At 71.4% G+C, this 23703-nt stretch carries 22 protein-coding genes and 5 tRNA genes; 19 read left to right on the top strand and 8 right to left on the bottom strand.

Annotated features, from left to right (window positions below; genetic code table 11):
• Nucleotide 1: 1 nt before the first annotated feature.
• Nucleotides 2-3745: a nitrate- and nitrite sensing domain-containing protein gene (locus ACFW6B_RS04725; protein ID WP_386591981.1), complete on the bottom strand. Its 3744-nt coding sequence runs from the start codon at nucleotides 3743-3745 to the stop codon at nucleotides 2-4.
• Nucleotides 3746-4347: 602 nt separating this feature from the next.
• Between ACFW6B_RS04725 and ACFW6B_RS04720 the strand changes: the two genes are divergently transcribed.
• The 9 genes from ACFW6B_RS04720 (at nucleotide 4348) to ACFW6B_RS04680 (ending at nucleotide 8724) form a co-directional block, all read left to right on the top strand.
• Nucleotides 4348-4536, top strand: coding sequence for a hypothetical protein (locus ACFW6B_RS04720; RefSeq protein WP_386591979.1), 189 nt, complete (start codon nucleotides 4348-4350; stop codon nucleotides 4534-4536).
• 227 nt (nucleotides 4537-4763) lie between these two features.
• On the top strand, nucleotides 4764-5540 hold the full coding sequence (locus ACFW6B_RS04715; protein ID WP_386591977.1) for a fumarylacetoacetate hydrolase family protein: 777 nt from the start codon (nucleotides 4764-4766) through the stop codon (nucleotides 5538-5540).
• Nucleotides 5533-7002: a glutamate--tRNA ligase gene (gltX, locus tag ACFW6B_RS04710; RefSeq protein WP_386591975.1), complete on the top strand. Its 1470-nt coding sequence runs from the start codon at nucleotides 5533-5535 to the stop codon at nucleotides 7000-7002. Before ACFW6B_RS04715 ends, gltX begins: the two co-directional genes overlap by 8 nt.
• Before the next feature lie 377 nt (nucleotides 7003-7379).
• The gene (locus ACFW6B_RS04705; protein ID WP_386591972.1) at nucleotides 7380-8114 is read left to right on the top strand and encodes an HAD family hydrolase; all 735 of its coding nucleotides are present in this window, start codon (nucleotides 7380-7382) and stop codon (nucleotides 8112-8114) included.
• A gap of 90 nt (nucleotides 8115-8204) precedes the next feature.
• Nucleotides 8205-8276, top strand: a tRNA-Gln gene (locus ACFW6B_RS04700).
• A 42-nt stretch (nucleotides 8277-8318) separates the two neighbouring features.
• Nucleotides 8319-8391: transfer RNA gene (locus ACFW6B_RS04695), tRNA-Glu, on the top strand.
• Nucleotides 8392-8453: 62 nt separating this feature from the next.
• A tRNA-Glu gene (locus ACFW6B_RS04690) sits at nucleotides 8454-8526 on the top strand.
• Nucleotides 8527-8550: 24 nt separating this feature from the next.
• A tRNA-Gln gene (locus ACFW6B_RS04685) sits at nucleotides 8551-8622 on the top strand.
• Between the two features lie 29 nt (nucleotides 8623-8651).
• Nucleotides 8652-8724, top strand: a tRNA-Glu gene (locus ACFW6B_RS04680).
• 233 nt (nucleotides 8725-8957) lie between these two features.
• Here the strand turns inward: ACFW6B_RS04680 and ndgR are convergent.
• Nucleotides 8958-9674 carry an IclR family transcriptional regulator NdgR gene (ndgR, locus tag ACFW6B_RS04675; protein ID WP_028806673.1) on the bottom strand — a complete coding sequence of 239 codons (717 nt, stop codon included), beginning with the start codon at nucleotides 9672-9674 and terminating at the stop codon, nucleotides 8958-8960.
• Nucleotides 9675-9865: 191 nt separating this feature from the next.
• Here ndgR and leuC point away from each other — a divergent pair, with 191 nt between their 5' ends.
• From leuC to ACFW6B_RS04655, 4 genes are all read left to right on the top strand, one after another.
• Complete coding sequence (gene leuC / locus ACFW6B_RS04670; RefSeq protein ID WP_386591969.1) at nucleotides 9866-11290, top strand: 3-isopropylmalate dehydratase large subunit; 1425 nt, start codon at nucleotides 9866-9868, stop codon at nucleotides 11288-11290.
• 5 nt (nucleotides 11291-11295) lie between these two features.
• The gene (leuD, locus tag ACFW6B_RS04665; RefSeq protein WP_386591967.1) at nucleotides 11296-11889 is read left to right on the top strand and encodes a 3-isopropylmalate dehydratase small subunit; all 594 of its coding nucleotides are present in this window, start codon (nucleotides 11296-11298) and stop codon (nucleotides 11887-11889) included.
• A gap of 275 nt (nucleotides 11890-12164) precedes the next feature.
• A complete protein-coding gene (locus tag ACFW6B_RS04660) occupies nucleotides 12165-12395 on the top strand; it encodes a hypothetical protein (protein ID WP_386591965.1) in 231 nt (76 codons plus the stop codon).
• Nucleotides 12396-12534: 139 nt separating this feature from the next.
• A complete protein-coding gene (locus tag ACFW6B_RS04655) occupies nucleotides 12535-13176 on the top strand; it encodes an HU family DNA-binding protein (RefSeq protein WP_386591963.1) in 642 nt (213 codons plus the stop codon).
• 104 nt (nucleotides 13177-13280) lie between these two features.
• On the opposite strand, the gene ACFW6B_RS04650 is transcribed toward ACFW6B_RS04655, so the two are convergent.
• Together ACFW6B_RS04650 and cofC are read right to left on the bottom strand one after the other, a co-directional pair.
• A complete protein-coding gene (locus ACFW6B_RS04650) occupies nucleotides 13281-13484 on the bottom strand; it encodes a hypothetical protein (protein WP_386591961.1) in 204 nt (67 codons plus the stop codon).
• 34 nt (nucleotides 13485-13518) lie between these two features.
• A complete protein-coding gene (gene cofC / locus ACFW6B_RS04645; RefSeq protein WP_386591959.1) occupies nucleotides 13519-14157 on the bottom strand; it encodes a 2-phospho-L-lactate guanylyltransferase in 639 nt (212 codons plus the stop codon).
• Nucleotides 14158-14301: 144 nt separating this feature from the next.
• On the opposite strand from cofC, the gene ACFW6B_RS04640 reads away from it, so the two are divergent.
• The 3 genes from ACFW6B_RS04640 (at nucleotide 14302) to ACFW6B_RS04630 (ending at nucleotide 17354) form a co-directional block, all read left to right on the top strand.
• Nucleotides 14302-15072 (top strand): lysophospholipid acyltransferase family protein, encoded by a 771-nt coding sequence (locus ACFW6B_RS04640; protein ID WP_386591956.1) that lies wholly within the window; start codon nucleotides 14302-14304, stop codon nucleotides 15070-15072.
• Nucleotides 15069-16079, top strand: coding sequence for an NAD(P)H-dependent glycerol-3-phosphate dehydrogenase (locus ACFW6B_RS04635; RefSeq protein WP_386591954.1), 1011 nt, complete (start codon nucleotides 15069-15071; stop codon nucleotides 16077-16079). Before ACFW6B_RS04640 ends, ACFW6B_RS04635 begins: the two co-directional genes overlap by 4 nt.
• Before the next feature lie 117 nt (nucleotides 16080-16196).
• Complete coding sequence (locus ACFW6B_RS04630) at nucleotides 16197-17354, top strand: D-alanine--D-alanine ligase family protein (RefSeq protein ID WP_386591952.1); 1158 nt, start codon at nucleotides 16197-16199, stop codon at nucleotides 17352-17354.
• Nucleotides 17355-17375: 21 nt separating this feature from the next.
• On the opposite strand, the gene ACFW6B_RS04625 is transcribed toward ACFW6B_RS04630, so the two are convergent.
• Nucleotides 17376-17885: a DUF3515 domain-containing protein gene (locus tag ACFW6B_RS04625; RefSeq protein ID WP_386591950.1), complete on the bottom strand. Its 510-nt coding sequence runs from the start codon at nucleotides 17883-17885 to the stop codon at nucleotides 17376-17378.
• A gap of 20 nt (nucleotides 17886-17905) precedes the next feature.
• Nucleotides 17906-18139: an Lrp/AsnC family transcriptional regulator gene (locus tag ACFW6B_RS04620; RefSeq protein WP_037625030.1), complete on the bottom strand. Its 234-nt coding sequence runs from the start codon at nucleotides 18137-18139 to the stop codon at nucleotides 17906-17908.
• A gap of 206 nt (nucleotides 18140-18345) precedes the next feature.
• Between ACFW6B_RS04620 and ACFW6B_RS04615 the strand changes: the two genes are divergently transcribed.
• Nucleotides 18346-19311, top strand: a complete 966-nt coding sequence (locus ACFW6B_RS04615; protein WP_386591948.1) for a thiamine-phosphate kinase — start codon at nucleotides 18346-18348, stop codon at nucleotides 19309-19311.
• Between the two features lie 149 nt (nucleotides 19312-19460).
• Here the strand turns inward: ACFW6B_RS04615 and rpmB are convergent, their stop codons facing one another.
• Entirely contained in the window at nucleotides 19461-19646 is a 186-nt protein-coding gene (gene rpmB / locus ACFW6B_RS04610; RefSeq protein WP_037625034.1) for a 50S ribosomal protein L28, read from the bottom strand.
• 264 nt (nucleotides 19647-19910) lie between these two features.
• On the opposite strand from rpmB, the gene ACFW6B_RS04605 reads away from it, so the two are divergent.
• Complete coding sequence (locus ACFW6B_RS04605; protein WP_386591946.1) at nucleotides 19911-21731, top strand: DAK2 domain-containing protein; 1821 nt, start codon at nucleotides 19911-19913, stop codon at nucleotides 21729-21731.
• Nucleotides 21732-21749: 18 nt separating this feature from the next.
• Here ACFW6B_RS04605 and ACFW6B_RS04600 read toward each other — a convergent pair whose 3' ends face one another.
• Entirely contained in the window at nucleotides 21750-22676 is a 927-nt protein-coding gene (locus tag ACFW6B_RS04600) for a DMT family transporter (RefSeq protein WP_386591944.1), read from the bottom strand.
• 80 nt (nucleotides 22677-22756) lie between these two features.
• On the opposite strand from ACFW6B_RS04600, the gene ACFW6B_RS04595 reads away from it, so the two are divergent.
• Entirely contained in the window at nucleotides 22757-23695 is a 939-nt protein-coding gene (locus tag ACFW6B_RS04595; protein WP_386591941.1) for a LysR family transcriptional regulator, read from the top strand.
• The last annotated feature ends 8 nt before the right edge of the window (nucleotides 23696-23703 follow it).

The following is a 23703-nucleotide window of genomic DNA, read 5'->3' as shown; positions in this document are numbered from 1 at the left end:
ACTAACGCTCCTGCTGGTGAGTGGGGCTGGGGAAGCTGCCGGTCTGGCCGTTGCCGGCCTGTCGACCCTGCTGAATGCCCCGACGGAGATTGGTCAGCCGGCCACGTACGTCATCGGGCGCACGAGAGACCTGAGGACCGCTTTGGTTCTGTTGCTGCTGGGCCGTGCCCGCGACGAGGTTGGCTCGCGGGACTCGGCGCGGCAGGCCTGAGGTGGTGACCCCTCCTGCCGACGGCTTACGGGAGCGCTCCGCCTGCTTGACGAGATCGTCGTTCGGAGAGCTGCGCCACTGGGTGGTGACCGGTGCGGCGGCCGGCCGCTGCGGAGCCGGGGGAGTCTGCGGCCGTTGGGGGGCGGCCTGCGCGTATCCCTGGGATCCGTTGTTCTGGGCGGTGCCGTTGCTCTGGACGGTGCCGTTGCTCTGGGCGGTGCCGTTCGCCGGAGCGCCGTCCGAGCCGTTCGCCTGACCGTGGAACCAGTTGGTCTCCAGCGTGTCGTACAGCGGGGTACGGCCGTCGCCGGCGGTCGGGGCCGGGGGAAGCGCCTCGGGGGCCTGCGGACGGGCGGGGGCCTGTGGGGTGGCCGGCCGCTCGTACTGCCCGGTGGACGACTGCCCCTGGCCCTGGTTGTTGCCGTAGCCGGGCGCCGCGAACTGTCCGGTGGACGAGGGGTCCTGGGCGGGCGCGTAGCCGGGCTGGGCGAACTGGCCGGTGGACGACGAAGCCGGGGAGGCGCCGTAGCCCTGGGCCGGGAACTGTCCCGTCGCGGCCGGGTTCTGGCCGGCGGGGGACTGGTTGCCGGAAGCGTAGCCGTACTGGCCGTTGTTCTGCGGCGCGCTCGCGCCGGGGCGCGGGGCGTCGAAGTCGGGACGGGCGAACTCGGCGGTGGAGGCGGGGCCCTGCCGGTCGTCGACGCGCGGCATGCGCGACGTGGCGTCGGGCTCCTCGTGACCGCGCGGGGTGTCGGGCGACGTACGCGGAACCGGCGGCTGCGCGTTGTCGTCGCTCCAGCTCGGCGTGCGGGAGCCGGCGTTGCCGCCGGGCAGCTCGGCGCGTGCGCCACCGCGGCCCGGGAGCTGCGGCCGGCGACGGCCGCTCTTGCCGCGGGAGGGGGCCTCCGCCGGGGCGGCGGGAGCCTGGCTGTTGTCGCCGAAGGAGTTCTGGCCCGCGCCGGAAGGGTTGCCGAACGAGTTCTTCCGGCCGCCGGAGGTGTCGCCGAAGGCGTTCGGCGAAGAGGCTCCGCCGCCGAAGCCCTGCTGCTGAGAGCCGTTCTGGGCGGGGAAGCCCTGCTGCGGGCTCTGCCCGAAGGCGTTCGCACCGGCGGGAGCCTGCCTGCCCTGCTGGCCCTGCTGGCCACGCGCTCCGCCGCCGGCACCGGGGCGACCGCCCTGGCCCGTGCCGGGGAGCGCGGCCCGCGGACCCTGGCCCGCGCCGACCTGCCCGCGCTGCGGCGGGGCCCCGAGGGGACCGCCGGGAGCGGAGGGGGAACCGGCGCCGAGCGAGCCGCCGCCCGGGCGACGGGCCGCGGCCGCGCCGGCCGCGGCCTGCGCCGCGGCGGGGCCGCCGCCGGAGGCACCCTGGCCCGGCTTGTTCGGCATGGGCTTCTTGCCGCCCTGGGCGACGTCCACGGGCAGCATGACCAGCGCGGTCGTACCACCGGAGTCGGACGGGCGGAGCTGGATGCGGATGCCGTGACGCTGGGACAGACGACCGACCACGAACAGACCCATGCGTCGGGAGACGGAGACGTCCACCGTGGGCGGAGCGGCGAGCCGCTCGTTGATCGCGGCCAGGTCCTCGGGGGACAGACCGATACCGGTGTCGTGGATCTCGATCAGCACGCGGCCGTCGGGCAGGGCGTGACCGGTGACCTTGACCTTGGTCTGCGGGGAGGAGAACGAGGTGGCGTTCTCCAGCAGCTCTGCGAGGAGGTGCACGAGGTCGTTGACGACCCGGCCGGCGACCTCGGTGCCCGGCACCGAGGCGAGTTCGATGCGCTCGTACTGCTCCACCTCGGACGCGGCGGCGCGGAGGACGTCGACCAGCGGGACCGGGCGGGTCCAGCGGCGACCGGGCTCTTCACCGGCGAGGACGAGGAGGTTTTCGCCGTTACGGCGCATGCGGGTCGCGAGGTGGTCGAGCTTGAACAGCGAGGAGAGCTGGTCGGGGTCGGCCTCGCGGGACTCGAGCTCGGATATGAGCGAGAGCTGGCGCTGGATAAGACCCTGGGAACGGCGCGAGAGGTTGGTGAACATCGCGTTGACGTTGCCTCGCAGAAGGGCCTGCTCGGCGGCGAGGCGGACGGCCTCGCGGTGCACGTCGTCGAAGGCCGCGGCCACCTGGCCGATCTCGTCCCGGGAGTGCACACCGACCGACTCCACGGAGGTGTCGACGTCCTGCGGGTCCGACTCCGAGAGCTGCTTGACGAGCTCGGGCAGACGGTCCTGGGCGACCCTGGTGGCGGTGTCCTGCAGACGGCGCAGCGAGCGGATCATGGACCGGGCCACGACGAAGGCGCCGACGAGCGAGACGCCGAGGACGAGCAGGATCAGGACACCGGAGATGATCGCTTCGCGCTGGGACTCGTTGCGCAGCTCACGGGCCTTCTGCTCCATCTCGCTGAGCAGCGTGGTCTCGATCTTCGACATCTGGTCGATCTTGGACGAGCCGTCGTCGAGCCAGTCCTTGTAGGACCGCTTGTTCTGCGTCCGCAGACCCTCGGGGTTGCTCAGCACGCGCTTGGCGTACTGGTCGGCCGACTTGATCGTCGGGTTGTCGCCCTCGATCGGCAGGAGGAGGTCCGTGCTGCCGGCGCCGTAGATGTTCTTGAAGGCCTCGTTCTCGGACTCCTGGCTCTCCTGCGCGGACAGCGCGTACTGCTGGTCGTTCTTGGAGAGGGTTCCGAAGGTCGTCGGGCGCTTGGGCAGCGCGGCGGCGATGACGGCCCGCTGGATGGAGGCGTACTCCTTGGCGGAGGAGAACGACGCCAGCGCGCGGGTGCGCTGGATCATCTCCGGGTTGCTGGTCGCCTCGGCCATGTCCTGCGACAGCGCGAGGAGCTGGGTGACCAGGCGGTGGTACGCGTCCACCGTCTGGGTCGAGTTCTGCGGGTCGTTGTAGGCGTCGCTGCGGATCTTGTTGAGGTTGTACAGCTCGCTCACGACACCGACGAGGCTGTCGTGCACGCCGGAGAGCTGGCCCTGGGCCGTGGCGTTGTCGACCTCCTGGGTGCCCTCGAGGAAGTGCTTCTTCGCCACGTCGGTGGCGTCGCGCACCGACTTGACCTCGTAGTCGTTGGCCAGGGCGCCGTGCGCCAGCGGACCGGCCGACTCGTCACGCTCCTTCTGGAGCGCGGCGGCGAGCTCGGTGGCCTGCTTGGTCATCTCGGTCAGCAGCCGCATGTTGTCGAGCTGCTGGATGTTGTCCATCGACTCGTTGATGCGGAGCGCACCCAGCGAGGTCGCGGCGACCACGGGGAGTGCGAGCAGCGAGACGAGTCGCGTCGAGATGCGCCAGTTCCGCAGGGCTACGCGAGAGCCGTAGCCCTCCGAGCCCGTCGACGCGGCATCGGTCGTGGTGGCGGGAGCCTTGGGCTTCGCGCCGGCGCGAGCGGAGTGTTCACCGCTGCCGCCGCCCTCCGCCGGTCCCGGGTTCTGGGCGTGCTGGGGCGAGGAACCGCGGTCGGTCCCGCCGCGCGGCTCCGGCTCCGCCGAAGCGCTGCCATCCCTCTTGAAACGTCCCTGCACTAGCGTCGCAACCTCTGGACCAGGCGCCCCTCCGCTGGAACGGAGGGACGGTGTCGGAGTTGTACACGGACGCAGATGCGTCCTGTGTATGTGGTCTGAGTGACCGGCGCAGGTTCCCCCTCCTCACCGCCACTCGGCGCTTGAAGAAGCGCCCCTGCGCGCCGGATCGTGAATCCGCGGCGGTCCGTGGAATTCCAGCACAGCGCAGGATCTCCAACAAGGCCCGTGTACCAGGCTGTGACCTTCGTGACAGGATGTGAGTGGACTGTCACCAGGCGTGTAAGGGGTTCCCGTGCAAACCGGGCGTAAGCCTACGAGTCGCGGGCGCCCCCATCCTGTCCCAGTCGCGATGATCAGGAGCGGAATGATTGGTTCAGTGGCGTAATGTCCGTTTGGTCGGGCCGAGTTGAGGGCCTCGATTGACCGGTTTGCCCCTTGGTGAGTGAGGAAACTCACACGCAGATCATGGCTCCTTCACGACATCGCCAGGCAATTGAATGTTTAGCCTGACGCTTTACAGGGATGGCGAATCCGACAACCCGCGTCCATGTGGGGCTCTTTGACCCCGACCGGCGCCCAGGACGACAAGGTCGAGCAAAACGGTGAAGACGACGATGATGTTCCGCAACATTGCCAATCCGCGGCGCACGACGCTGGCGCACCTCGAGGACGCCGACGCCCTGCGCGCGCCGGAACAGCCGGAGCACTCGGTCGACCTCCCCCTCCAGACGGCCAACCCCCGCCGCACCGTCCTGATGGACGCCCCGGTCACGGTCCCCGCCGCGGAGTGAACGCGGCGACCGGCCGAGGGCCGCGCCCGGCGCGCGGCCCCGCCGGTCACGGACACCCCGGTCACGGTGACACCGTCGTCCGCCGCCGGTGCCCCGCGCCCCACCTCTCACCGCCCCGCGCCCCCGCCTCTCACCACCCCGGCGTATATACGCGAAGCCCGCGGCCCCTGCCGCGTTAGCCTGGAGCGTCAGACTCCAGCCAGCTCAGTGAGGGGCGCAAGGATCCCGTGCGCATCGCCAGGTTCTCCATCGACGGCAACGTCGCTTTCGGCGCGGTCGAGGGTGACAAGCCGGACGAGCTCGTCCTCGACATCATCAAGGGCATCCCGTTCGCGGACTTCGAGCTCTCCGGTACGAAGGTCCCGCTGAACAAGGTCCGGCTGCTGCCGCCGGTGCTCCCGAACAAGGTCGTGGCCTTCGGCCGCAACTACGCGGAGCACGCCAAGGAGCTCGGCAACGAGGTGCCCGACGCCCCGTTCGCCTTCTTCAAGCCGTCGACCTCGGTGACCGGCCCCGGTGACCCGATCCAGTACCCCTCCTTCTCCAGCGAGCTCCACCACGAGGCCGAGCTCGCCGTCGTCATCGGCCGCATGTGCCGCGAGGTCCCGCGCGAGCGCGTCAAGGACGTCATCCTCGGCTACACCTGCGCCAACGACGTCACCGCCCGCGACGTGCAGCGGCGCGAGAAGCAGTGGGCCCGGGCCAAGGGCTTCGACAGCTCCTGCCCGCTCGGCCCCTGGGTGGAGACGGACCTCGACCCCGCCGACCTGACCATCCAGTGCACGGTCAACGGGCAGCAGCGCCAGCTCGGCCGCACGAGCGAGATGATCCACTCCATCGAGGACCTCGTCGTCAACATCACCGAGGCCATGACGCTGCTCCCCGGCGACGTGATCCTCACCGGCACCCCGGCTGGGGTCGGCCCCCTGAACGTCGGCGACGAGGTCGCCGTCACCATCGAAGGCATCGGCACTCTCACCAACAAGGTGATCAAGCGTGGCTAACGTCCGTGTACGTTTCTGTCCCTCCCCGACCGGCAACCCCCACGTCGGGCTGGTCCGTACCGCCCTGTTCAACTGGGCGTTCGCCCGGCACAACGAGGGCACCCTGGTCTTCCGCATCGAGGACACCGACGCGGCGCGCGACTCCGAGGAGTCGTACGAGCAGCTGCTCGACTCGATGCGCTGGCTGGGCTTCGACTGGGACGAGGGCCCCGAGATCGGCGGCCCGCACGCGCCGTACCGCCAGTCGCAGCGCATGGACATCTACGCGGACGTCGCCGCCAAGCTCCTGGACGCGGGCCACGCGTACCACTGCTACTGCTCGACCGAGGAGCTGGACACCCGTCGCGACGCCGCCCGCGCCGCCGGCAAGCCCTCCGGCTACGACGGCCACTGCCGCGACCTGTCCGACGAGCGGAAGGCCGCCTACGAGGCCGAGGGCCGCAAGCCCATCGTCCGCTTCCGGATGCCCGACGAGGCGATCACCTTCGACGACCTGGTCCGCGGCGAGATCACGTACCTCCCGGAGAACGTCCCGGACTACGGCATCGTCCGGGCCAACGGCGCGCCGCTGTACACGCTCGTCAACCCGGTCGACGACGCCCTGATGGAGATCACCCACGTCCTGCGCGGCGAGGACCTGCTCTCCTCCACCCCCCGGCAGATCGCCCTCTACAAGGCGCTGACCGAGCTGGGCGTCGCCAAGGAGACCCCGGCCTTCGGCCACCTCCCGTACGTGATGGGCGAGGGCAACAAGAAGCTCTCCAAGCGCGACCCGGAGTCCTCGCTCAACCTCTACCGCGAGCGCGGTTTCCTCCCCGAGGGCCTGCTGAACTACCTCTCGCTGCTCGGCTGGTCGCTCGCCGCAGACCGCGACATCTTCTCGATCGACGAGATGGTCGCCGCGTTCGACGTCACGGACGTGAACCCGAACCCGGCCCGCTTCGACCTGAAGAAGTGCGAGGCGATCAACGCCGACCACATCCGCATGCTCGACGTGAAGGACTTCACCGAGCGCTGCGCCCCCTGGCTGCGCGCCCCCTTCGCGCCCTGGGCGCCGGAGGACTTCGACGAGACGAAGTGGCAGGCGATCGCCCCGCACGCCCAGTCCCGGATGAAGGTCCTCTCCGAGATCACGGACAACGTCGACTTCCTGTTCCTGCCGGAGCCGGCCGTCGACGAGGCGTCCTGGGCGAAGGCCATGAAGGAGGGCAGCGACGCCCTGCTCCGCACGGCCCGCGAGAAGCTGGAGGCGGCCGACTGGACCTCCCCGGAGTCCCTCAAGGAGGCCGTCCTGGCCGCCGGTGAGGAGCACGGCCTCAAGCTCGGCAAGGCCCAGGCCCCGGTCCGCGTCGCGGTGACGGGCCGCACGGTCGGCCTGCCGCTCTTCGAGTCCCTGGAGATCCTGGGCAGGGAGAAGACGCTGGCCCGCGTCGACGCGGCGCTGGCGAAGCTGTCGGCGTAGCACGCAGGTGTACGTGAGGGGCGGCACCCGGAGTCCCCGGGTGCCGCCCCCTGTCGTATGCGCGGGACGGCCGCCCGGAGTCCACCGTTCCCGCCAACTCCCGCTTCCGGGACGGCGGTCGTATGCCCCTCGTGCTCATGGTGCGCCCGTGTGCCGTGGCACGGGGGAGGGAGCGCGATCCGTCCCCGAGGGTTCGCCCCGGCGGCCCCGTACCTCCGCAGCCGGGATCCGGCCGGAGGGGCCGTGCCGGTACGTCGACGCCCGTCGCCACCGACGCCCACGCCTCACCCGACGGCGACGGGCTGATGCACCGGCACGGCCCCGACCCACCCACCGGCCCGGGGACAGCGGCCCGTCCCCGGCGATACCGTCGGCGCATGAGCATCGACGCCGTGGTCTGGGACATCGACGACACGCTCTTCGACTACACGAGCGCGGACCGGGCGGGCATGCGGGACCACCTCGCGGCCGAGGGCCTGCTCGACGGCGGTACGACCGTCGAGCAGGCCCTCACCCGCTGGCGGGAGATCACCGACGCCCAGTGGGCGCGGTACGCGGCCGGTGAGACCGACTGGCAGGGCCAGCGCCGGGACCGCGTCCGGGTGTTTCTCGGCCGGTCGCTGAGCGACACCGAGGCCGACGCGTGGTTCGACCGGTACGTCGCGCACTACGAGAGGGCCTGGACGCTCTTCCCGGACGTCCTGCCCGTCCTGGACGCGCTCGCCGCCGGCCACCGGCACGCGGTGCTCTCCAACTCCAGCCTCCTCGTGCAGGACCGCAAGCTGCGCGTCCTCGGCGTCCACGACCGCTTCGAGGCCATCCTGTGCGCCGCCGAGCTCGGCGTCTCCAAACCCGCCGCGGCGGCCTTCCACGCGGCCTGCGACGCCCTGGGGCTGCCGCCGCACCGCGTCGCCTACGTGGGGGACCACCCGGAGGTCGACGGGCGGGGCGCGGCCGACGCGGGGCTGCTCTCGGTGTGGATCGACCGGGGCGGCGCGCATGCCGCCGGCGCCGCTGGACGGCCGGGTCCGCACCGCATCGGATCGCTCGCCGAGTTGCCCGCGATCCTCGCCGCCGATACCCGTTTTGGAGCGCCGTCCACCTTCGGGTAATGTTCTTTCTGCGCCGCCGGGAGCGGGCCGAAAGGCCGGAGCTCGGAGGCGCTAGCTAAAACAAGATCCCCCCGCGGGGTCGCGTTTCAGTGGCCTATGGTGTAATTGGCAGCACGACGGTTTCTGGTTCCGTTAGTCTTGGTTCGAGTCCAGGTAGGCCAGCTCGCAGAGCTCATCTGCACCGCGGAGATCCAGATCCGCAAAGCCCCCGTTGTGTAGCGGCCTAGCACGCTGCCCTCTCACGGCAGTAGCGCCGGTTCGAATCCGGTCGGGGGTACAGATCCTTCCCAGGGAGGCAGTCCGGGTCGCACCCGCTGTCCCTCATGCAGGATCGCTAGGGCCCCCGTTGTGTAGCGGCCTAGCACGCCGCCCTCTCAAGGCGGTAGCGCCGGTTCGAATCCGGTCGGGGGTACTGACCAAATGGTCTAAACCACCATGGGCTATGGTGTAATTGGCAACACTACGGTTTCTGGTACCGTCATTCTAGGTTCGAGTCCTGGTAGCCCAGCCCCGAATCTGCGGGAACGCAAGATTCAGGCCCCCGTTGTGTAGCGGCCTAGCACGCCGCCCTCTCAAGGCGGTAGCGCCGGTTCGAATCCGGTCGGGGGTACACGGTCCGCAAAGGGTCTCCACTTCGGTGGGGGCCCTTTCGGCGTTCGGCCACCGGCCTCCGGTGATCAACCCGGCACGCGTCCCCGTGAGTTGGATCACCCGGGAGACGAGACGCGGGGTGCACCAGGGCCTGGAGGGCCGGTGTACCCCGCGTACGGGACGGTGTGCTTCGGGGAGGGCCTGCCGCGGCGTTGGGGCCGGCCCTCCCGTCGAGCGGGAGCGGGGCCGAGGTCAGCCCGTGCGGCGCAGGGCCTCGGAGAGACGCCCGGCGGCGTCGATGACGGCCTGGGCGTGCATGCGGCCCGGGTGCCGGGTCAGGCGCTCGATCGGCCCGGAGACCGAGACGGCGGCCACGACACGGTTCGAGGGGCCGCGGACCGGCGCGGAGACGGACGCCACGCCCGGCTCGCGCTCACCGATCGACTGGGCCCAGCCCCGCCGTCGTACCCCCGACAGGGCGGTGGCGGTGAAGCGGGCGCCCTGCAGACCGCGGTGCAGCCGCTCCGGCTCCTCCCAGGCCATCAGGATCTGGGCGGAGGAACCGGCCTTCATGGTCAGGGTGGAGCCCACCGGGACCGTGTCCCGCAGACCGGACAGCCGTTCGGCCGCGGCGACGCAGATGCGCATGTCGCCCTGGCGGCGGTAGAGCTGCGCGCTCTCGCCCGTGATGTCCCTCAGGTGGGTGAGCACCGGGCCCGCCGTCGCGAGGAGGCGGTCCTCGCCGGCGGCCGCGGCCAGCTCGGCGAGCCGGGGGCCGAGGATGAAACGGCCCTGCATGTCCCGCGCCACCATGCGGTGGTGCTCAAGTGCCACGGCCAGGCGATGTGCCGTGGGTCGTGCCAGTCCGGTCGCCGCGACCAAGCCTGCGAGGGTGGCCGGACCGGACTCCAGGGCGCTCAGGACAAGGGCTGCCTTGTCCAGAACGCCGACGCCGCTACTGTTGTCCATGAAACGATACTCGCGTCTCACTCTGTGAAACGCAAGTTCAATTTCCGGTGAAACGCGCCACCCTGGTAGGCACAGCGGCCCGCGGACCAACGGGCCCGGCGGACGACGTCCGGCACGAGGGGTGCGGACGTCCACCGCCCCTGAAATCTCTAGTTGGGCCGGCGCCACACGAGCCGGCCGGAGGGAAAGCGATGGGTAGGACACTCGCGGAGAAGGTCTGGGACGACCACGTCGTCCGGCGCGCCGAGGGCGAGCCCGACCTCCTTTTCATCGATCTGCACCTGCTGCACGAGGTGACCAGCCCGCAGGCCTTCGACGGCCTGCGTCAGGCGGGCCGCCGGGTGCGGCGCCTCGACCTCACCATCGCTACCGAGGATCACAACACCCCGACCCTCGACATCGACAAGCCCATCGCCGACCCGGTCTCCCGGGTCCAGCTGGAGACGCTGCGCAAGAACGCCGCCGAGTTCGGCGTCCGGCTGCACTCGCTGGGCGACGTCGAGCAGGGCGTGGTGCACGTGGTGGGGCCGCAGCTCGGACTGACCCAGCCGGGCACCACGGTGGTCTGCGGCGACTCGCACACCTCCACGCACGGTGCCTTCGGCGCCCTGGCGTTCGGCATCGGCACCTCCCAGGTGGAGCACGTGCTGGCCACCCAGACGCTGCCGCTGGCCCGTCCCAAGACCATGGCCATCACCGTCGAGGGCGATCTCCCCGCCGGCGTCACCGCCAAGGACCTGATCCTGGCGATCATCGCCAAGATCGGTACGGGCGGCGGCCAGGGCTACATCCTGGAGTACCGCGGCTCCGCCATCGAGAAGCTCTCGATGGAGGCCCGGATGACCGTCTGCAACATGTCGATCGAGGCCGGTGCCCGCGCGGGCATGATCGCCCCCGACGAGACCACCTTCGAATACCTCAGGGGCCGCGTCCACGCCCCCGAGGGCGAGGACTGGGACGCCGCCGTCGCGTACTGGAAGACGCTGAGGTCCGACGACGACGCCGAATTCGACGCGGAGGTCGTCATCGACGCCGCCTCCCTGTCGCCGTTCGTCACCTGGGGCACCAACCCCGGCCAGGGAGCGCCGCTTTCGGCGAACGTCCCCGACCCGGCTTCGTACGAAGACGCTTCGGAGCGGCTGGCTGCCGAAAAGGCCCTGGAGTACATGGGGTTGACCGCCGGACAGCCGCTGCGCGACATCAAGGTCGACACCGTCTTCGTAGGTTCGTGCACCAACGGCCGCATCGAGGACCTGCGCGCCGCCGCCTCGATCGTCGAGGGCCGCAAAGTCGCCGACGGCGTACGGATGCTGGTCGTCCCCGGCTCCGCGCGGGTCGGTCTGCAGGCCGTCTCCGAGGGTCTGGACGTGGTCTTCAAGGAGGCCGGCGCCGAGTGGCGGCACGCGGGCTGCTCGATGTGTCTGGGCATGAACCCCGACCAGCTCGCCCCCGGTGAGCGCTCCGCGTCCACCTCCAACCGCAACTTCGAGGGCAGGCAGGGCAAGGGCGGCCGTACGCACCTGGTCTCGCCGCAGGTCGCCGCCGCCTCGGCGGTCCTCGGTCACCTGGCCTCGCCGGCCGACCTGTCCGACGCCCCCGCGCCCGCTGGAGTCTGAGAGCCATGGAAGCATTCACCACGCACACCGGCCGGGCCGTACCGCTGCGCCGCAGCAACGTCGACACCGACCAGATCATCCCCGCCCACTGGCTCAAGAAGGTGACCAGGGACGGCTTCGAGGACGGCCTCTTCGAGGCCTGGCGCAAGGACGCCTCCTTCGTCCTCAACCAGCCCGAGCGCCAGGGCGCCACGGTGCTGGTCGCGGGTCCCGACTTCGGTACGGGCTCCTCGCGCGAGCACGCCGTCTGGGCGCTGCAGAACTACGGCTTCAAGGCCGTGATCTCCTCCCGGTTCGCCGACATCTTCCGCGGTAACTCGCTCAAGAACGGCCTGCTCACGGTGGTTCTGGACCAGAAGATCGTGGACGCGCTCCAGGAGCTGTCGGAGAAGGACCCGCAGGCGGAGATCACGGTCGACCTGGAGGCCCGCGAGGTGCGCGCCGAGGGCGTCACCGCCGCCTTCGAGCTCGACGAGAACGCCCGCTGGCGGCTGCTGAACGGGCTGGACGACATCTCCATCACCCTCCAGAACGAGAGCGACATCGCGGCGTACGAGGCCAAGCGGCCCTCGTACAAGCCGAAGACGCTCCAGGTCTGACCGCCGGGCCGGGCCGCGGCCGGGCGCGACTGATTCCAGCCACGCAACACCCCTCTGTACCCCCAATCGTGGACGGTTGGGGGTACAGCTGTTTCCGCCCCCGGAGGGCTCCCGCCCGCCCCCACGAAGACGGTCAACTCCCTTAGTTACAAAGCGGGTTGCCTGGGCAGTCGGGTACGTGGGCGACTTCCGGCCAAGGAGGCCAGGAGGCTTTCGGGGGGCGGCAGTTGCCCCCTGCGCAGGCGACAACTCGCCCCAGATGGCACAATCTGTGCATGGAACGTGACAGCCAACTCGAGCTCTACGGGGCAGTCGCGGCCCAACTGAAGGAAGCGCACACAAAAGTGCGCGCACTGCAAGTCCCGGAGGGCGTACGGATGGCGCTGACCCGGAAGCTGCTGGTCATTACGGCCGCGGCCAAGCACGATCTCGCCGACACGACAAGGCGGCTGGAGCGGTTCACCACCGACCTCGACGAGGGTCGATTCCTCGAAGGGGATCACTGATCGAACCGCGCTGCGGCCCGAGTTCGTTGCGGCACAAGGGTGATTAGCCCGTTTCGTGTTTGATTTGCGGTATATATCTGCCTAACGTGCGAAAAAGCTTGAACGCATTCGTTCGGGCAATGTCTCCGAAGGGGAAGACGTGAACAAGGCGCAGCTCGTAGAAGCGATTGCCGACAAGGTCGGCGGCCGTCAGCAGGCCGCCGACGCGGTCGACGCGGTCCTGGACGCCATCGTCCGTGCGGTCGTCGGCGGAGACCGGGTCTCGGTCACGGGCTTCGGTTCCTTCGAGAAGGTCGACCGTCCCGCCCGTTACGCCCGCAACCCTCAGACGGGTGAGCGTGTTCGGGTCAAGAAGACCTCCGTGCCGCGCTTCCGTGCCGGTCAGGGGTTCAAGGACCTGGTGAGCGGCTCGAAGAAGCTCCCGAAGAACGACGTCGCGGTCAAGAAGGCCCCGAAGGGCAGCCTCTCCGGCGGCGCTTCCGCGACGGTGAAGAAGGCCGCGGCCAAGAAGGCCACCACCGCCAAGAAGGCGGCGGCCGGCAGGACCGCGGCGAAGAAGACCACGGCCGCCGCGAAGAAGACCACGGCGGCGGCGAAGAAGGCCACGGCGAAGAAGGCGACGGCGAAGACTGCCGCCGCCAAGAAGACGACGGCGAAGACCACCGCGGCCAAGACGACCGCCGCCAAGAAGGCTCCGGCGAAGAAGGCCACGGCCAAGAAGGCCCCCGCCAAGAAGTCGACGGCCCGCAAGACCGCCGCCAAGAAGGCCACCGCCCGCTAGAAGCCGGTGCGAGGGCACCTCACACCTCACACCTCATGCGCAGGGCCGGGCTCCCACCGGGAGCCCGGCCCGCGGCATGTCCACGCCGTCCGCGGCGTGCGTGTTCAGAACGTCTGCAGCGTGATCAGGGTGATCCGGAGCTCCGCGCCCTCGCCCTCGGTCTCGATCCGCACGCGCTGGCCCGGCCGCAGCAGCCGCAGCCCCCCGGCGTCGAACGCCGGACCGTCGAAGGGCACCGGGGTGCCGTCGTCGAGCAGCACCTGTCCGCTGCGGGTCCCGGGGTCGTACGTGTACGAGGTCGCCTGCATGGGGGCAGCCTACGGCCCGTCCGCCGTGGTCCGCCTATTGCCCGGGAATCAGCAGCCGTGCCGCCGCGGCCGCCGTGCGATGTCCCACGCCGAGCGCCAGCGCCGCCCGCAGGTCCTCCCGGGTGTCCACGTCCTGGCGTACGGAGTCCACCGCGTCGGGGCAGAGTTCCGCGGCCCCCGAGGCGCGGTGGCGGGCCCGGGAATCACCGCCGAAAGCGGGGAGCAATTCCCGGCCGGGGGAAGCGGCCAGGAGCGTGGTGCCGATTGCGGCCGCATCGGCCAGAAAAGCACGGGGGAATTCACCGGCGGCGGCCAGTACCCGGCCCAATTCCAAAGGCCGCAGCGCGGGCAGGTCGGCGTTCAGCGCCGCGACGGCGCTTTCGGGATCCCGGGCCCGCACGACCCGCGCGCCGTGCGCCAGCGCCGCGTTGAGACCCCCGCCCGGCTCGTCCGCGACGATGTGCGCGCCGAGCGCGGCCAGCTCCACCGCGGCCAGGGCGTCACCCGTGACGACCACCACATCCCGGACGGCGGCGCAGGCCAGCGCCGCCGCCACGGTGTCCTGCGCGAACGCGAGGGCGAGCCCGGGACGCAGTGCGTCGGAAGCGGTGTCCGCCAGCCTGCTCTTGGCGCGCGCCAAGGGTTTGAGGGGTATGACCAAGGTCCACCGCACGAGCTCTCCACCCTCTCCAGTCACGCCTTATTGTGACCTGGTCTCCCTGGCGGTCAGGGTGTCGGGGCGTACGGTGTCCTCGACAGACAGGCGGCCTGGAGCGACACTTGTGCGGCCCCCCAGGCTCTAGAGGAAGGTGCCCGCGTGCCCCGCCGCAGAATCGGCTTCTGGTACCGCTTCGCAGCGGTTCTCGTCAAACCGCCGCTCATGGTTCTGATCAAGCGGGACTGGCGCGGGATGGAGAACATTCCGGCCGAGGGCGGATTCATCACCGCGGTGAACCACAATTCTCATGTGGACCCGTTCGCGTATGCGCACTACCAGTACAACACCGGACGTGTTCCGCGCTTCCTGGCGAAGGCCGGGCTTTTCAAGAAGGGATTCGTCGGCGCCGCGATGCGCGGCACCGGACAGATCCCCGTCTACCGCGAGAGCACCGACGCCCTCAGCGCCTTCCGCGCCGCGATCGACGCCGTGGAACGCGGCGAGTGCGTGGCGTTCTACCCCGAGGGCACGCTCACCCGTGACCCCGACGGCTGGCCGATGACCGGCAAGACCGGTGCGGCGAGGGTCGCCCTCCAGACGAGGTGCCCGGTGATCCCGGTCGCCCAGTGGGGCGCCAACGAACTGCTGCCCCCGTACGCGAAGAAGCCCGACATCCTCCCGCGCAAGACCCACCGCGTGCTCGCGGGCCCGCCGGTGGACCTCTCGCGCTACTACGACCGGGAGATGAGCCCGGACCTCCTGAAGGAGGTCACCGAGGTCATCATGGCGGCCGTCACCGCGCAGCTCGAGCTGATCCGCGGCGAGAAGGCGCCCGAGAAGGTGTACGACCCGCGCGAGGTGCGCATCGCGCAGCGCCGCAAGGCCGCGGCCAAGTCGAAGGCACAGCAGGAAGAGGGGCAGGGCACGTGAGCAAGCCGGTCAGGGCGGCAGTCTTCGGGACCGGATCGTGGGGCACGGCCTTCGGCATGGTGCTCGCCGACGCGGGGTGCGACGTCACCCTGTGGGCGCGCCGGCCCCAGCTCGCCGACGCGGTCAACTCCACACGGATGAACCCGGACTACCTCCCGGGGATCGAACTCCCCGAGAACCTGCGGGCCACCGCCGACCCCGCCGAGGCCGCGCGCGACGCGGACTTCACCGTCCTCGCCGTCCCCTCCCAGACACTGCGCGGCAACCTCGCGGAATGGGTGCCGCTGCTGGCTCCCGGCACCGTGCTCGTCTCGCTCATGAAGGGTGTCGAACTCGGCACGGTGAAGCGGATGAGCGAGGTCATCGAGGAGGTCGCCAAGGTCTCCGCGGACCGTGTCGCCGTCGTCACGGGGCCCAACCTCGCCAAGGAGGTCGCCCAGCGGATGCCCGCCGCGGGCGTCGTGGCCTGCCGTGACGAGGCGGTGGCCCGGCGCCTCCAGACCGCCTGCCACACGCCGTACTTCCGTCCGTACACGAACACCGACGTGGTGGGCTGTGAGCTCGGCGGCGCCGTGAAGAACGTGATCGGTCTCGCCGTCGGCATCGCCGACGGCATGGGCCTGGGCGACAACGCCAAGGGCTCGCTGATCACCCGCGGCCTGGCCGAGACCACCCGGCTCGGACTCGTCATGGGCGCGGACCCGATGACGTTCTCCGGCCTCGCGGGCCTCGGCGACCTCGCCGCGACCTGCTCCTCGCCGCTGTCCCGCAACCACACCTTCGGCATCAACCTCGGCCGGGGCATGACCCTCCAGGAGACCATCGCGGTCACCCGGCAGACCGCCGAGGGGGTCAAGTCCTGTGAGTCGGTGCTGGATCTGGCGCGCCGGCACGGCGTCGACATGCCGATCACGGAGACGGTCGTCAGCATCGTCCACGAGGGCAAGCCGCCGGTGGTCGCCCTCAAGGAGCTGATGGGACGCAGCGCGAAGCCCGAACGCCGCTGAGCCGGCCCCGCCGAACCGCCAGGTGGGCGACGCTCAGCGACGGTGGGCACGACGCTGAGCAACGGCGGCCGTGGGGCGCTGACTCACCGCCGTACCACCGGGTACTCTCAACCCGATATGAGCACCGAGAACCTCCCCCAGAGCCCTGAGCAGGCGCCTCGCAAGCCGCGTGTGGCCGTCGTCTTCGGCGGCCGCAGCTCCGAACACGGGATCTCCGTGGTCACCGCCGGCGCCGTCCTGAGCGCCATCGACCGTACGAAGTACGACGTACTGCCGATCGGCATCACCCAGGACGGCCGCTGGGCGCTCACCGCGGACGAGCCGGAACGCATGGCGATCGTCGACCGCAAGCAGCCCAGCGTCGAGCAGCTCGCCGAGTCCGGCGAGGGCGGCGTGGTGCTCCCCGTCGACCCCGCCAACCGTGAAGTCGTCTACAACGAGCCCGGGTCGGTCCCCAAGGCGCTCGGCGAGGTCGACGTCGTCTTCCCGATGCTGCACGGCCCGTACGGCGAGGACGGCACCCTCCAGGGTCTCCTGGAGCTGTCCGGGGTCCCCTACGTCGGCTCGGGCGTCCTCGCCTCGGCCGTCGGCCAGGACAAGGACTACATGAAGCGGGTGTTCACCTCGTTCGGCCTGAAGGTGGGCCCGTACGTGGTGATCCGGCCGCGCGAGTGGCAGCAGGACCAGTCCGCCGCCCGCAAGAAGATCGTCGACTTCGCCGGTGAGCACGGCTGGCCGCTCTTCGTGAAGCCCGCCCGCGCGGGTTCGTCGTTCGGCATCACGAAGGTCGACGACCTCTCGGGCCTCGACGAGGCGATCGAGGAGGCCCAGCGCCACGACCCGAAGATCATCGTGGAGGCGCTGCTGCGCGGCCGCGAGATCGAGTGCGGGGTCCTGGAGTTCGAGGACGGGCCGCGCGCCTCGGTCCCCGCGGAGATCCCGCCCGTGCAGTCGCACGCGTTCTACGACTTCGAGGCCAAGTACATCGACGCCGCCGACGGGATCGTGCCGGCGCCGCTCACCGAGGAGCAGACCGCCGAGGTCCGCCGCCTGGCCGTCGACGCCTTCGAGGCGGCCTCCTGCGAGGGACTGGTCCGCGCCGACTTCTTCCTCACCGAGGACGGCGAGTTCGTGATCAACGAGATCAACACGATGCCGGGCTTCACGCCGATCTCCATGTACCCGCGGATGTGGCGGGAGACGGGCGTGGGCTACGCGGAGCTCGTCGACCGCCTGATCCAGGCGGCGCTGCGACGGTCCACCGGGCTGCGCTGAGCGTCCCGCGGGACCCGCGTGTCAGTCGGCGATCCCCTTGGGGATCGCCTTCTTGACGGAGGGGGCCAGATCGACGAGCACGCCGGAGACGTCGGCGCCCCGGGGCACGGCGACCTGGACGTACGCCAGACGTGACGCGGTGGTGAGGCGGGTCGTCCCGTCGTCCTGCTGCTCCATCAGCCAGTCGACGCCGTTCGCTCCGCCGCCGATCGCCTTCGGGTCGTCGCCCGTGGCCACCTTCGGGTCGGTCATCTTGGGCGGCCGTTCGACACCGCAGCGCAGTATGATCGCCGGGCTTCCCCAGCCCGCGGTCAGCGCGGACCGGGGCTGCGGGTCCTGACGGCGCCGGCCGTCCACGGTCCGCGGCAGTGCCTTGTCCAGGTTCCGGCACAGCTCGGTGACCTTCGTGTCCGGGCTCGGAACCGCGGCGGACGCGCTGTCGTCTGCTGAGGAGCAGCCCGCGATCGCGATCAGAGCCGCGAGAGCGGGCAGCCCGGGGGAAGCGGTGTGCCGGTGACGGAAGAAGTTCACCGGCCAAGGGTAGACGGGGGCTACAGGTGCACGACCGGACAGGTCAGGGTGCGGGTGATGCCGTCCACCTGCTGGACCTTGGCCACCACCATGCGGCCGAGTTCGTCGACGGTGTCGGCCTGGGCGCGCACGATCACGTCGTACGGTCCGGTCACGTCCTCGGCCTGGATCACCCCCGGGATCTTGCCGATCGTCTCGGCGACGGTCGACGCCTTGCCGACCTCCGTCTGGATCAGGATGTACGCCTGTACCACGGAACCTCCAGGGCGGCCACGAGGATCATGTGGGGAAAAGGAACGCCACGGTATCGCGTTGCCGCTCGCCGCGGGGAGACCCGCGGTGACTGGGGCTCGCGCGCCGGGGTGGAGGGACTGCGCAAGTTGACGGTCAGTTCGACCGTACCGAGTACTCAGACGGCTCGCGACCGGGCACGAGCAGCGACTAAGGGAGCACGACGATCATGAAGGGCACCGTGGGCGAGCTGGGGGAGTTCGGGCTCATCCGAGAGCTCACCTCGCGCCTCACCACCACCCCGGCGGTCCGGGTCGGCCCCGGCGACGACGCCGCGGTGGTGGCAGCGCCGGACCGCAGGGTCGTGGCGAGCACCGACATCCTCCTCGAAGGACGTCATTTCCGCCGCGACTGGTCCACGGCGTACGACGTCGGCCGCAAGGCCGCCGCGCAGAACCTCGCGGACATCGCCGCGATGGGCGCGGTGCCGACCGCGCTGCTGCTCGGTCTGGTCGTGCCCGCCGAACTTCCGGCCACCTGGCCCTCGGAGCTGATGGACGGGCTGCGCGACGAGTGCCAGGTCGCGGGCGCGGCCGTGGTCGGCGGGGACGTCGTACGGGGCGAGACCATCACCGTCTCGATCACCGCGCTCGGCGATCTGCGCAACCACGAACCGGTCACCCGGGGTGGCGCGCAGCCCGGTGACGTCGTCGCCGTGACGGGCTGGCTGGGCTGGTCCGCGGCGGGCTTCGCGGTGCTCTCCCGGGGTTTCCGGTCGCCGCGCGCCTTCGTCGAGGCCCACCGCCGGCCCGAACCGCCGTACCACGCGGGTCCGGCCGCGGCCGGACTCGGCGCGACCTCGATGACGGACGTCAGCGACGGTCTGATCGCCGACCTCGGGCACATCGCCGAGGCGAGCAAGGTACGGATCGACATCCGCTCCGGGGACATCGACATCCCCTCGCAGATGAACGACATCGGCCAGGCCGTCGGCATCGACCCCATGCAGTGGGTGCTCACCGGCGGCGAGGACCACGCGATCGTCGCCACGTTCCCGCCGGACGTGAAGCTGCCCGCGCGCTGGAAGGTGATCGGCGAGGTCCTCAACCCGTCGGCGCTGCCCCGGGTGACCGTGGACGGCGCCCCGTGGACGGTCAAGGGCGGCTGGGACCACTTCGGGGACATCGAGTCCTGAGGCTTCCGGCGTCCGGGGTGCGCACCCCGGACGCCGGGGGCGCCCCGTGGGCGCGGGGCGGCGGGCGCGAGGGCAGCAAAGAACCCGCCCACCGTGAGGTGGACGGGTTCAGTGCAAGCGAACCAGCAGTGGCCGCGCGCTGGCGGTTGTCAGCGCGTGACCTTGCCGGCCTTGATGCACGAGGTGCAAGCGTTCACGCGCTTCGGCGTCCCGCCCACCACGGTACGGACGCGCTGGATGTTGGGGTTCCAGCGACGCGGTGTACGGCGGTGCGAGTGCGAGATGTTGTTGCCGAAGCCCGGCCCCTTGCCGCAGACGTCGCAGTTGGCAGCCACGGGTCACTCCAAAGACTTCAGATGCACTTACGGTTGATCCCGGCATGCCGAGGATCAAGATCTAGGATCTGAGTGGCGGTGCCAGGGGGACGGCCCGATCGGATCGGGCAACTGGAGCAGCATACAACGACTGCGTCCGGAGAACGAAACTACCATGATCTGCCGGTTGTCACTCCGCCCTCCCCGGCCCCGGGGCCCTCTACCGGCAGTAACCCGTCCTGGGTCTACGCTGCGTCCCACGTCCAGCAGCTCAAGGAGGCGCAGGTGCCGCAGGTGCCGCAGACATTCGATGCTCTCGCGGTGCGCACCTGGTGCGGGCTCGCGCTCCGGGCCCTGGGCCGTGCGCGCGAGGAGATCGACGCGATCAACGTCTACCCGGTCGCCGACGGGGACACGGGGACGAACCTGTACCTGACGGTGGAGTCGGCCACGGCGGCGGTCGAGGCGGTGTTCGCGGGACACGAGGCGGTGACCCCGGAGGCAGAGGCGGAGGCGGGGGCGACCGCGGCGGCCGACGCCGTCGGTGGAACCGGGACGCCCGGGGAGACCGCGGGGGCCGGGGGCCCCGGTGGGAGTGACGTCCCTCTCTCCGACGCCATCAGGGCCATGGCGCACGGGGCCCTGATCGGGGCCCGGGGCAACTCCGGAACCATCCTCGCGCAGCTCCTGCGGGGCATGGCCCAGGTGCTCACGGCCGACGGCGGGACCGCTCACGCCGACGGCCGGGGCCTGTGCCTCGCCCTGCGCAACGCGGCCGACTCCGCCCGCGGGGCCGTCGCGCACCCCGTCGAGGGCACGGTCCTCACCGTCGCGTCGGCCGCCGCCGACGCGGCCTGCGGTGTCGAGGGGGACTGCGGCACGGTCGCGCTCGCGGCCTACGAGGGCGCGGGCACCGCGCTCGCCGCGACCACCGGACAGCTCGCCGTCCTGGAGCACGCCGGGGTGGTCGACGCGGGCGGACGAGGACTGCTGACGGTCCTCGCGGCACTGGTGGAGACGTTCACGGGACAGGCGCCGAGGCCGTTCGCGGCCCCCGCCGGACCCCACGGGACGGCGGAGGGGGCCGTTCCCGCCACGGCGGGCGCACCGGACGCCCCCGCCGGGACATCCGGAGCCCACGTGGCGGGCGGCTGCGGGGACGGGACCGCGGAGGGCGGCGGTCCCGCCTTCGAGGTGATCTACCTCCTGGAGGCGGAGGACGCCGCCGTCGACCGTCTGCGGGAACGGCTCGACGGCCTCGGCGACTCGCTCGTCGTGGTCGGCGGCGACGGCCTGTGGAACGTCCACGTGCACGTGGACGACGCGGGCGCGGCCGTCGAGGCGGGCGTCGAGGCGGGGCGCCCGCACCGCATCCGGATCACCCACTTCGGGCTCGACGACGCGCACGCCGGAGCCGCGGCGGGGCGTCCGAACCGTGAGCGGGCGCAGCGAGCCGTCGTGGCCGTCGTGCCCGGCGAGGGTCTGGCCGGGCTCTACACGGAGGCCGGGGCGACCACCGTGCTCGCGCGGCCGGGGGAACCGCTCGCCAGCGGGGAACTCGTGGAGGCCGTACGACGGGCCCACGCGCGCGAGGTGGTCCTGCTGCCCAACGACGCCGACCTGCGGCACACGGCCGGAGCGGCCGCCGAACAGGCCCGCGCCGAGGGCGTCCGGGTCGCTCTCATCCCGACCCGCTCCGCGGTGCAGGGCATCGCGGCGCTGGCCGTGCACGAACCGGAGCGCCGCTTCGACGAGGACGTCGTCGCCATGACCTCGGCCGCGGGCGCCACCCGCTACGCCGAGGTCACCGTCGCCGAGCGGCAGTCCTGGACCATGGCCGGCATCTGCCAGGCCGGAGACGTCCTCGGTCTCGTCGACGGTGACGTCGCCGTCATCGGCGCCGACGTCACCGCCACGGCGGAGACCGTCCTCGACCGCATGCTCGCGGCGGGCGGCGAGATGGTCACCCTCGTGCTGGGCGACGAGGCCCCCGAGACCATCGCCGCGCACCTGGAGTCACGGGTGCGGGAGTCGTACCTCGCGGTGGACACCGTGGTGTACCGGGGCGGGCGCCAGGGCGCGCTGCTGCTGATCGGCGTCGAGTAGCGGACCCCGCACCGGCGTTCAGGCCCCCGCGGGCACCTCGGCGCGCCGGGGGACCTCCGGGATCCCGGCCGTCCGGTGGGCGCGCTCGACGGCCTGCCCCCAGTAGGTCCCGGCGACCATGAGCACGGCACCGAGCGCGGTGAGGACCGTGAGGTGTTCGCCGCCGAGCCCGATGCCGACCACGACGGCCCAGACCGGCTCGGTGCCCAGCAGCAGACTGGCCCGGCTGGCGGAACTGCGCTGCACCGCCCAGGTCTGCGCCAGGAACGCGAACACGCTGCACAGCAGGGCGAGATGGAGGAGCTGGGCCCAGCCCGCCGCGTCGACGCCGCCGAGAGCGGGCAGGGAGCCGGCGACGGGCACCACGAACAGGGCGGTGCCGACGACCGTCTGGACGGTCGTGACGTGCAGCGGCCGTACCCGGTGGCGGGCGGTGAGCCGTCCCACGAGCGCCACGTGGGCGGCGCGGACCAGCGCGGCGGCGAGGATCAGCAGGTCGCCGCCGCGGGGCGAGCGGAAGCCGCTGCCGGACACCAGGAGCCCGACGGCCAGCAGGCACAGGCCCGTCGCGGCGAAGTAGCGGAGCGGCAGCCCCGCCGTCCCGGACCGGCGGTCCAGCAGCGGGGTGAGCACGATGGTGAGGCTGATCAGCAGGCCCGCGTTGGCGGCGCTGGTGTGGGCGACGCCGTACGTCTCCAGCGCCAGGACGGCGGCCTGGGTGACCCCCAGCACCGCCCCGACGCGGAGCTCGTCGCGCGTGCAGCGCCTCGTCCGGCGCCGGGCGGCGACGAGCGTCACGCAGGCGGCCGCCGAGACGGCGTACCGCGCGAACAGGACGAGCAGGACGGGGAGCGCCGAAGTGGCGGTCTTGGCGGCCAGATAACTGGAACCCCAGACGACGGCGACAAGGAGGAGCACCGCGTCGGTGCTGCGGACTCGGGACACGCCCACACGCTCCCGTACGCCGACCCTGAAGCCCAGAGCGAGCTTCTTCAGTGTCTTTTAAGCATCACTACAATGAACGGGTGAACGAGCGGCAGCTGCGGATCCTGCGTGAACTGGGCGAGCTGGGAAGCGTCACCGCCGTGGCGGAGGCGCTGCTGATGACCCCCTCGGCGATCTCGCAGCACCTGCGCCTGCTGCAACGCTCGATCCCGGTCCCGCTCACCGAACGCGACGGACGACGGCTGGTGCTGACGGACGCCGGGCGGGTGCTGGCCGGAGCGGCGATCGAGGTGGAGGGCGCCCTCGCCCGGGCACGGACCTGCGTGGACGACTTCGTCGACGAGCCGGCCGGAGAGGTGTCGGTGGCCGCCTTCCACAGCGCGGCCGCCACGTTCTTCCCGGTCCTGCTGCGCGACCGGCCCCGGACGGCGCCGCGGCTCTCGCTCGCCGACGAGGACGTGGCGCAGGACCACTTCCCCCGGCTGACCCGGGACTACGACCTCGTCGTCGCCCACCACCTCGCGCACACACCGCCCTGGCCGCGCACGGTCACCGCGACCACGCTGCTGAGCGAACCCCTCGACGTCGCCCTGCCGGCCGGCCATCCGCTGGCCCGCGAGGAGAGCCTGACCCCGGGCGACGTCGCGGGCCTGCCCTGGATCACGGTGCACGACGGTTTCCCGCTGCTGGCCACGGTCGAGGCCATCGCGGCCGCCGCGAACCGGCGGCTCGACATCGTCCACCGCATCAACGAGTTCGCGGTGGTCGCGGAGACCGTCGCCGCGGGAGGCGGTCTCGCCCTGATGCCCCGCTGGACCACGCGCCCGCATCCCGCCCTGGTCCTCAGACCCCTCACGGGGGTCCACGCGGTGCGCCGCATCGACGTGCTCCACCGCCCCGAACGCGCGGCCCGCAGAGCCGTACGGACAGTCCTCGACGAACTGCGCCGCGCGGCCGAGACGATCCGCACCGGCGACGCCCCCGACACCACCCCCGGCCGGACGGCTGACGGGTCCTAGTGCCGCGG

Origin of the sequence: Streptomyces sp. NPDC058751 (assembly GCF_042746485.1) — a bacterium.
Classification (GTDB): domain Bacteria; phylum Actinomycetota; class Actinomycetes; order Streptomycetales; family Streptomycetaceae; genus Streptomyces.
The sequence above is the reverse complement of the archived record's forward strand: the minus strand, read 5'-3'. Positions and strand labels throughout refer to the sequence as shown.

Bases quoted from the DNA above. Each gene is read 5' to 3' on its own strand.
- leuC (WP_386591969.1), top strand. From the start codon at position 9,866: ATGGGTAGGACACTCGCGGAGAAGGTCTGGGACGACCACGTCGTCCGG.
- ACFW6B_RS04660 (WP_386591965.1), top strand. From the start codon at position 12,165: ATGGAACGTGACAGCCAACTCGAGCTCTACGGGGCAGTCGCGGCCCAA.
- ACFW6B_RS04705 (WP_386591972.1), top strand. From the start codon at position 7,380: ATGAGCATCGACGCCGTGGTCTGGGACATCGACGACACGCTCTTCGAC.
- ACFW6B_RS04630 (WP_386591952.1), top strand. From the start codon at position 16,197: ATGAGCACCGAGAACCTCCCCCAGAGCCCTGAGCAGGCGCCTCGCAAG.
- leuD (WP_386591967.1), top strand. From the start codon at position 11,296: ATGGAAGCATTCACCACGCACACCGGCCGGGCCGTACCGCTGCGCCGC.
- ACFW6B_RS04650 (WP_386591961.1), bottom strand. From the start codon at position 13,484: ATGCAGGCGACCTCGTACACGTACGACCCCGGGACCCGCAGCGGACAG.
- ACFW6B_RS04615 (WP_386591948.1), top strand. From the start codon at position 18,346: ATGAAGGGCACCGTGGGCGAGCTGGGGGAGTTCGGGCTCATCCGAGAG.
- ndgR (WP_028806673.1), bottom strand. From the start codon at position 9,674: ATGGACAACAGTAGCGGCGTCGGCGTTCTGGACAAGGCAGCCCTTGTC.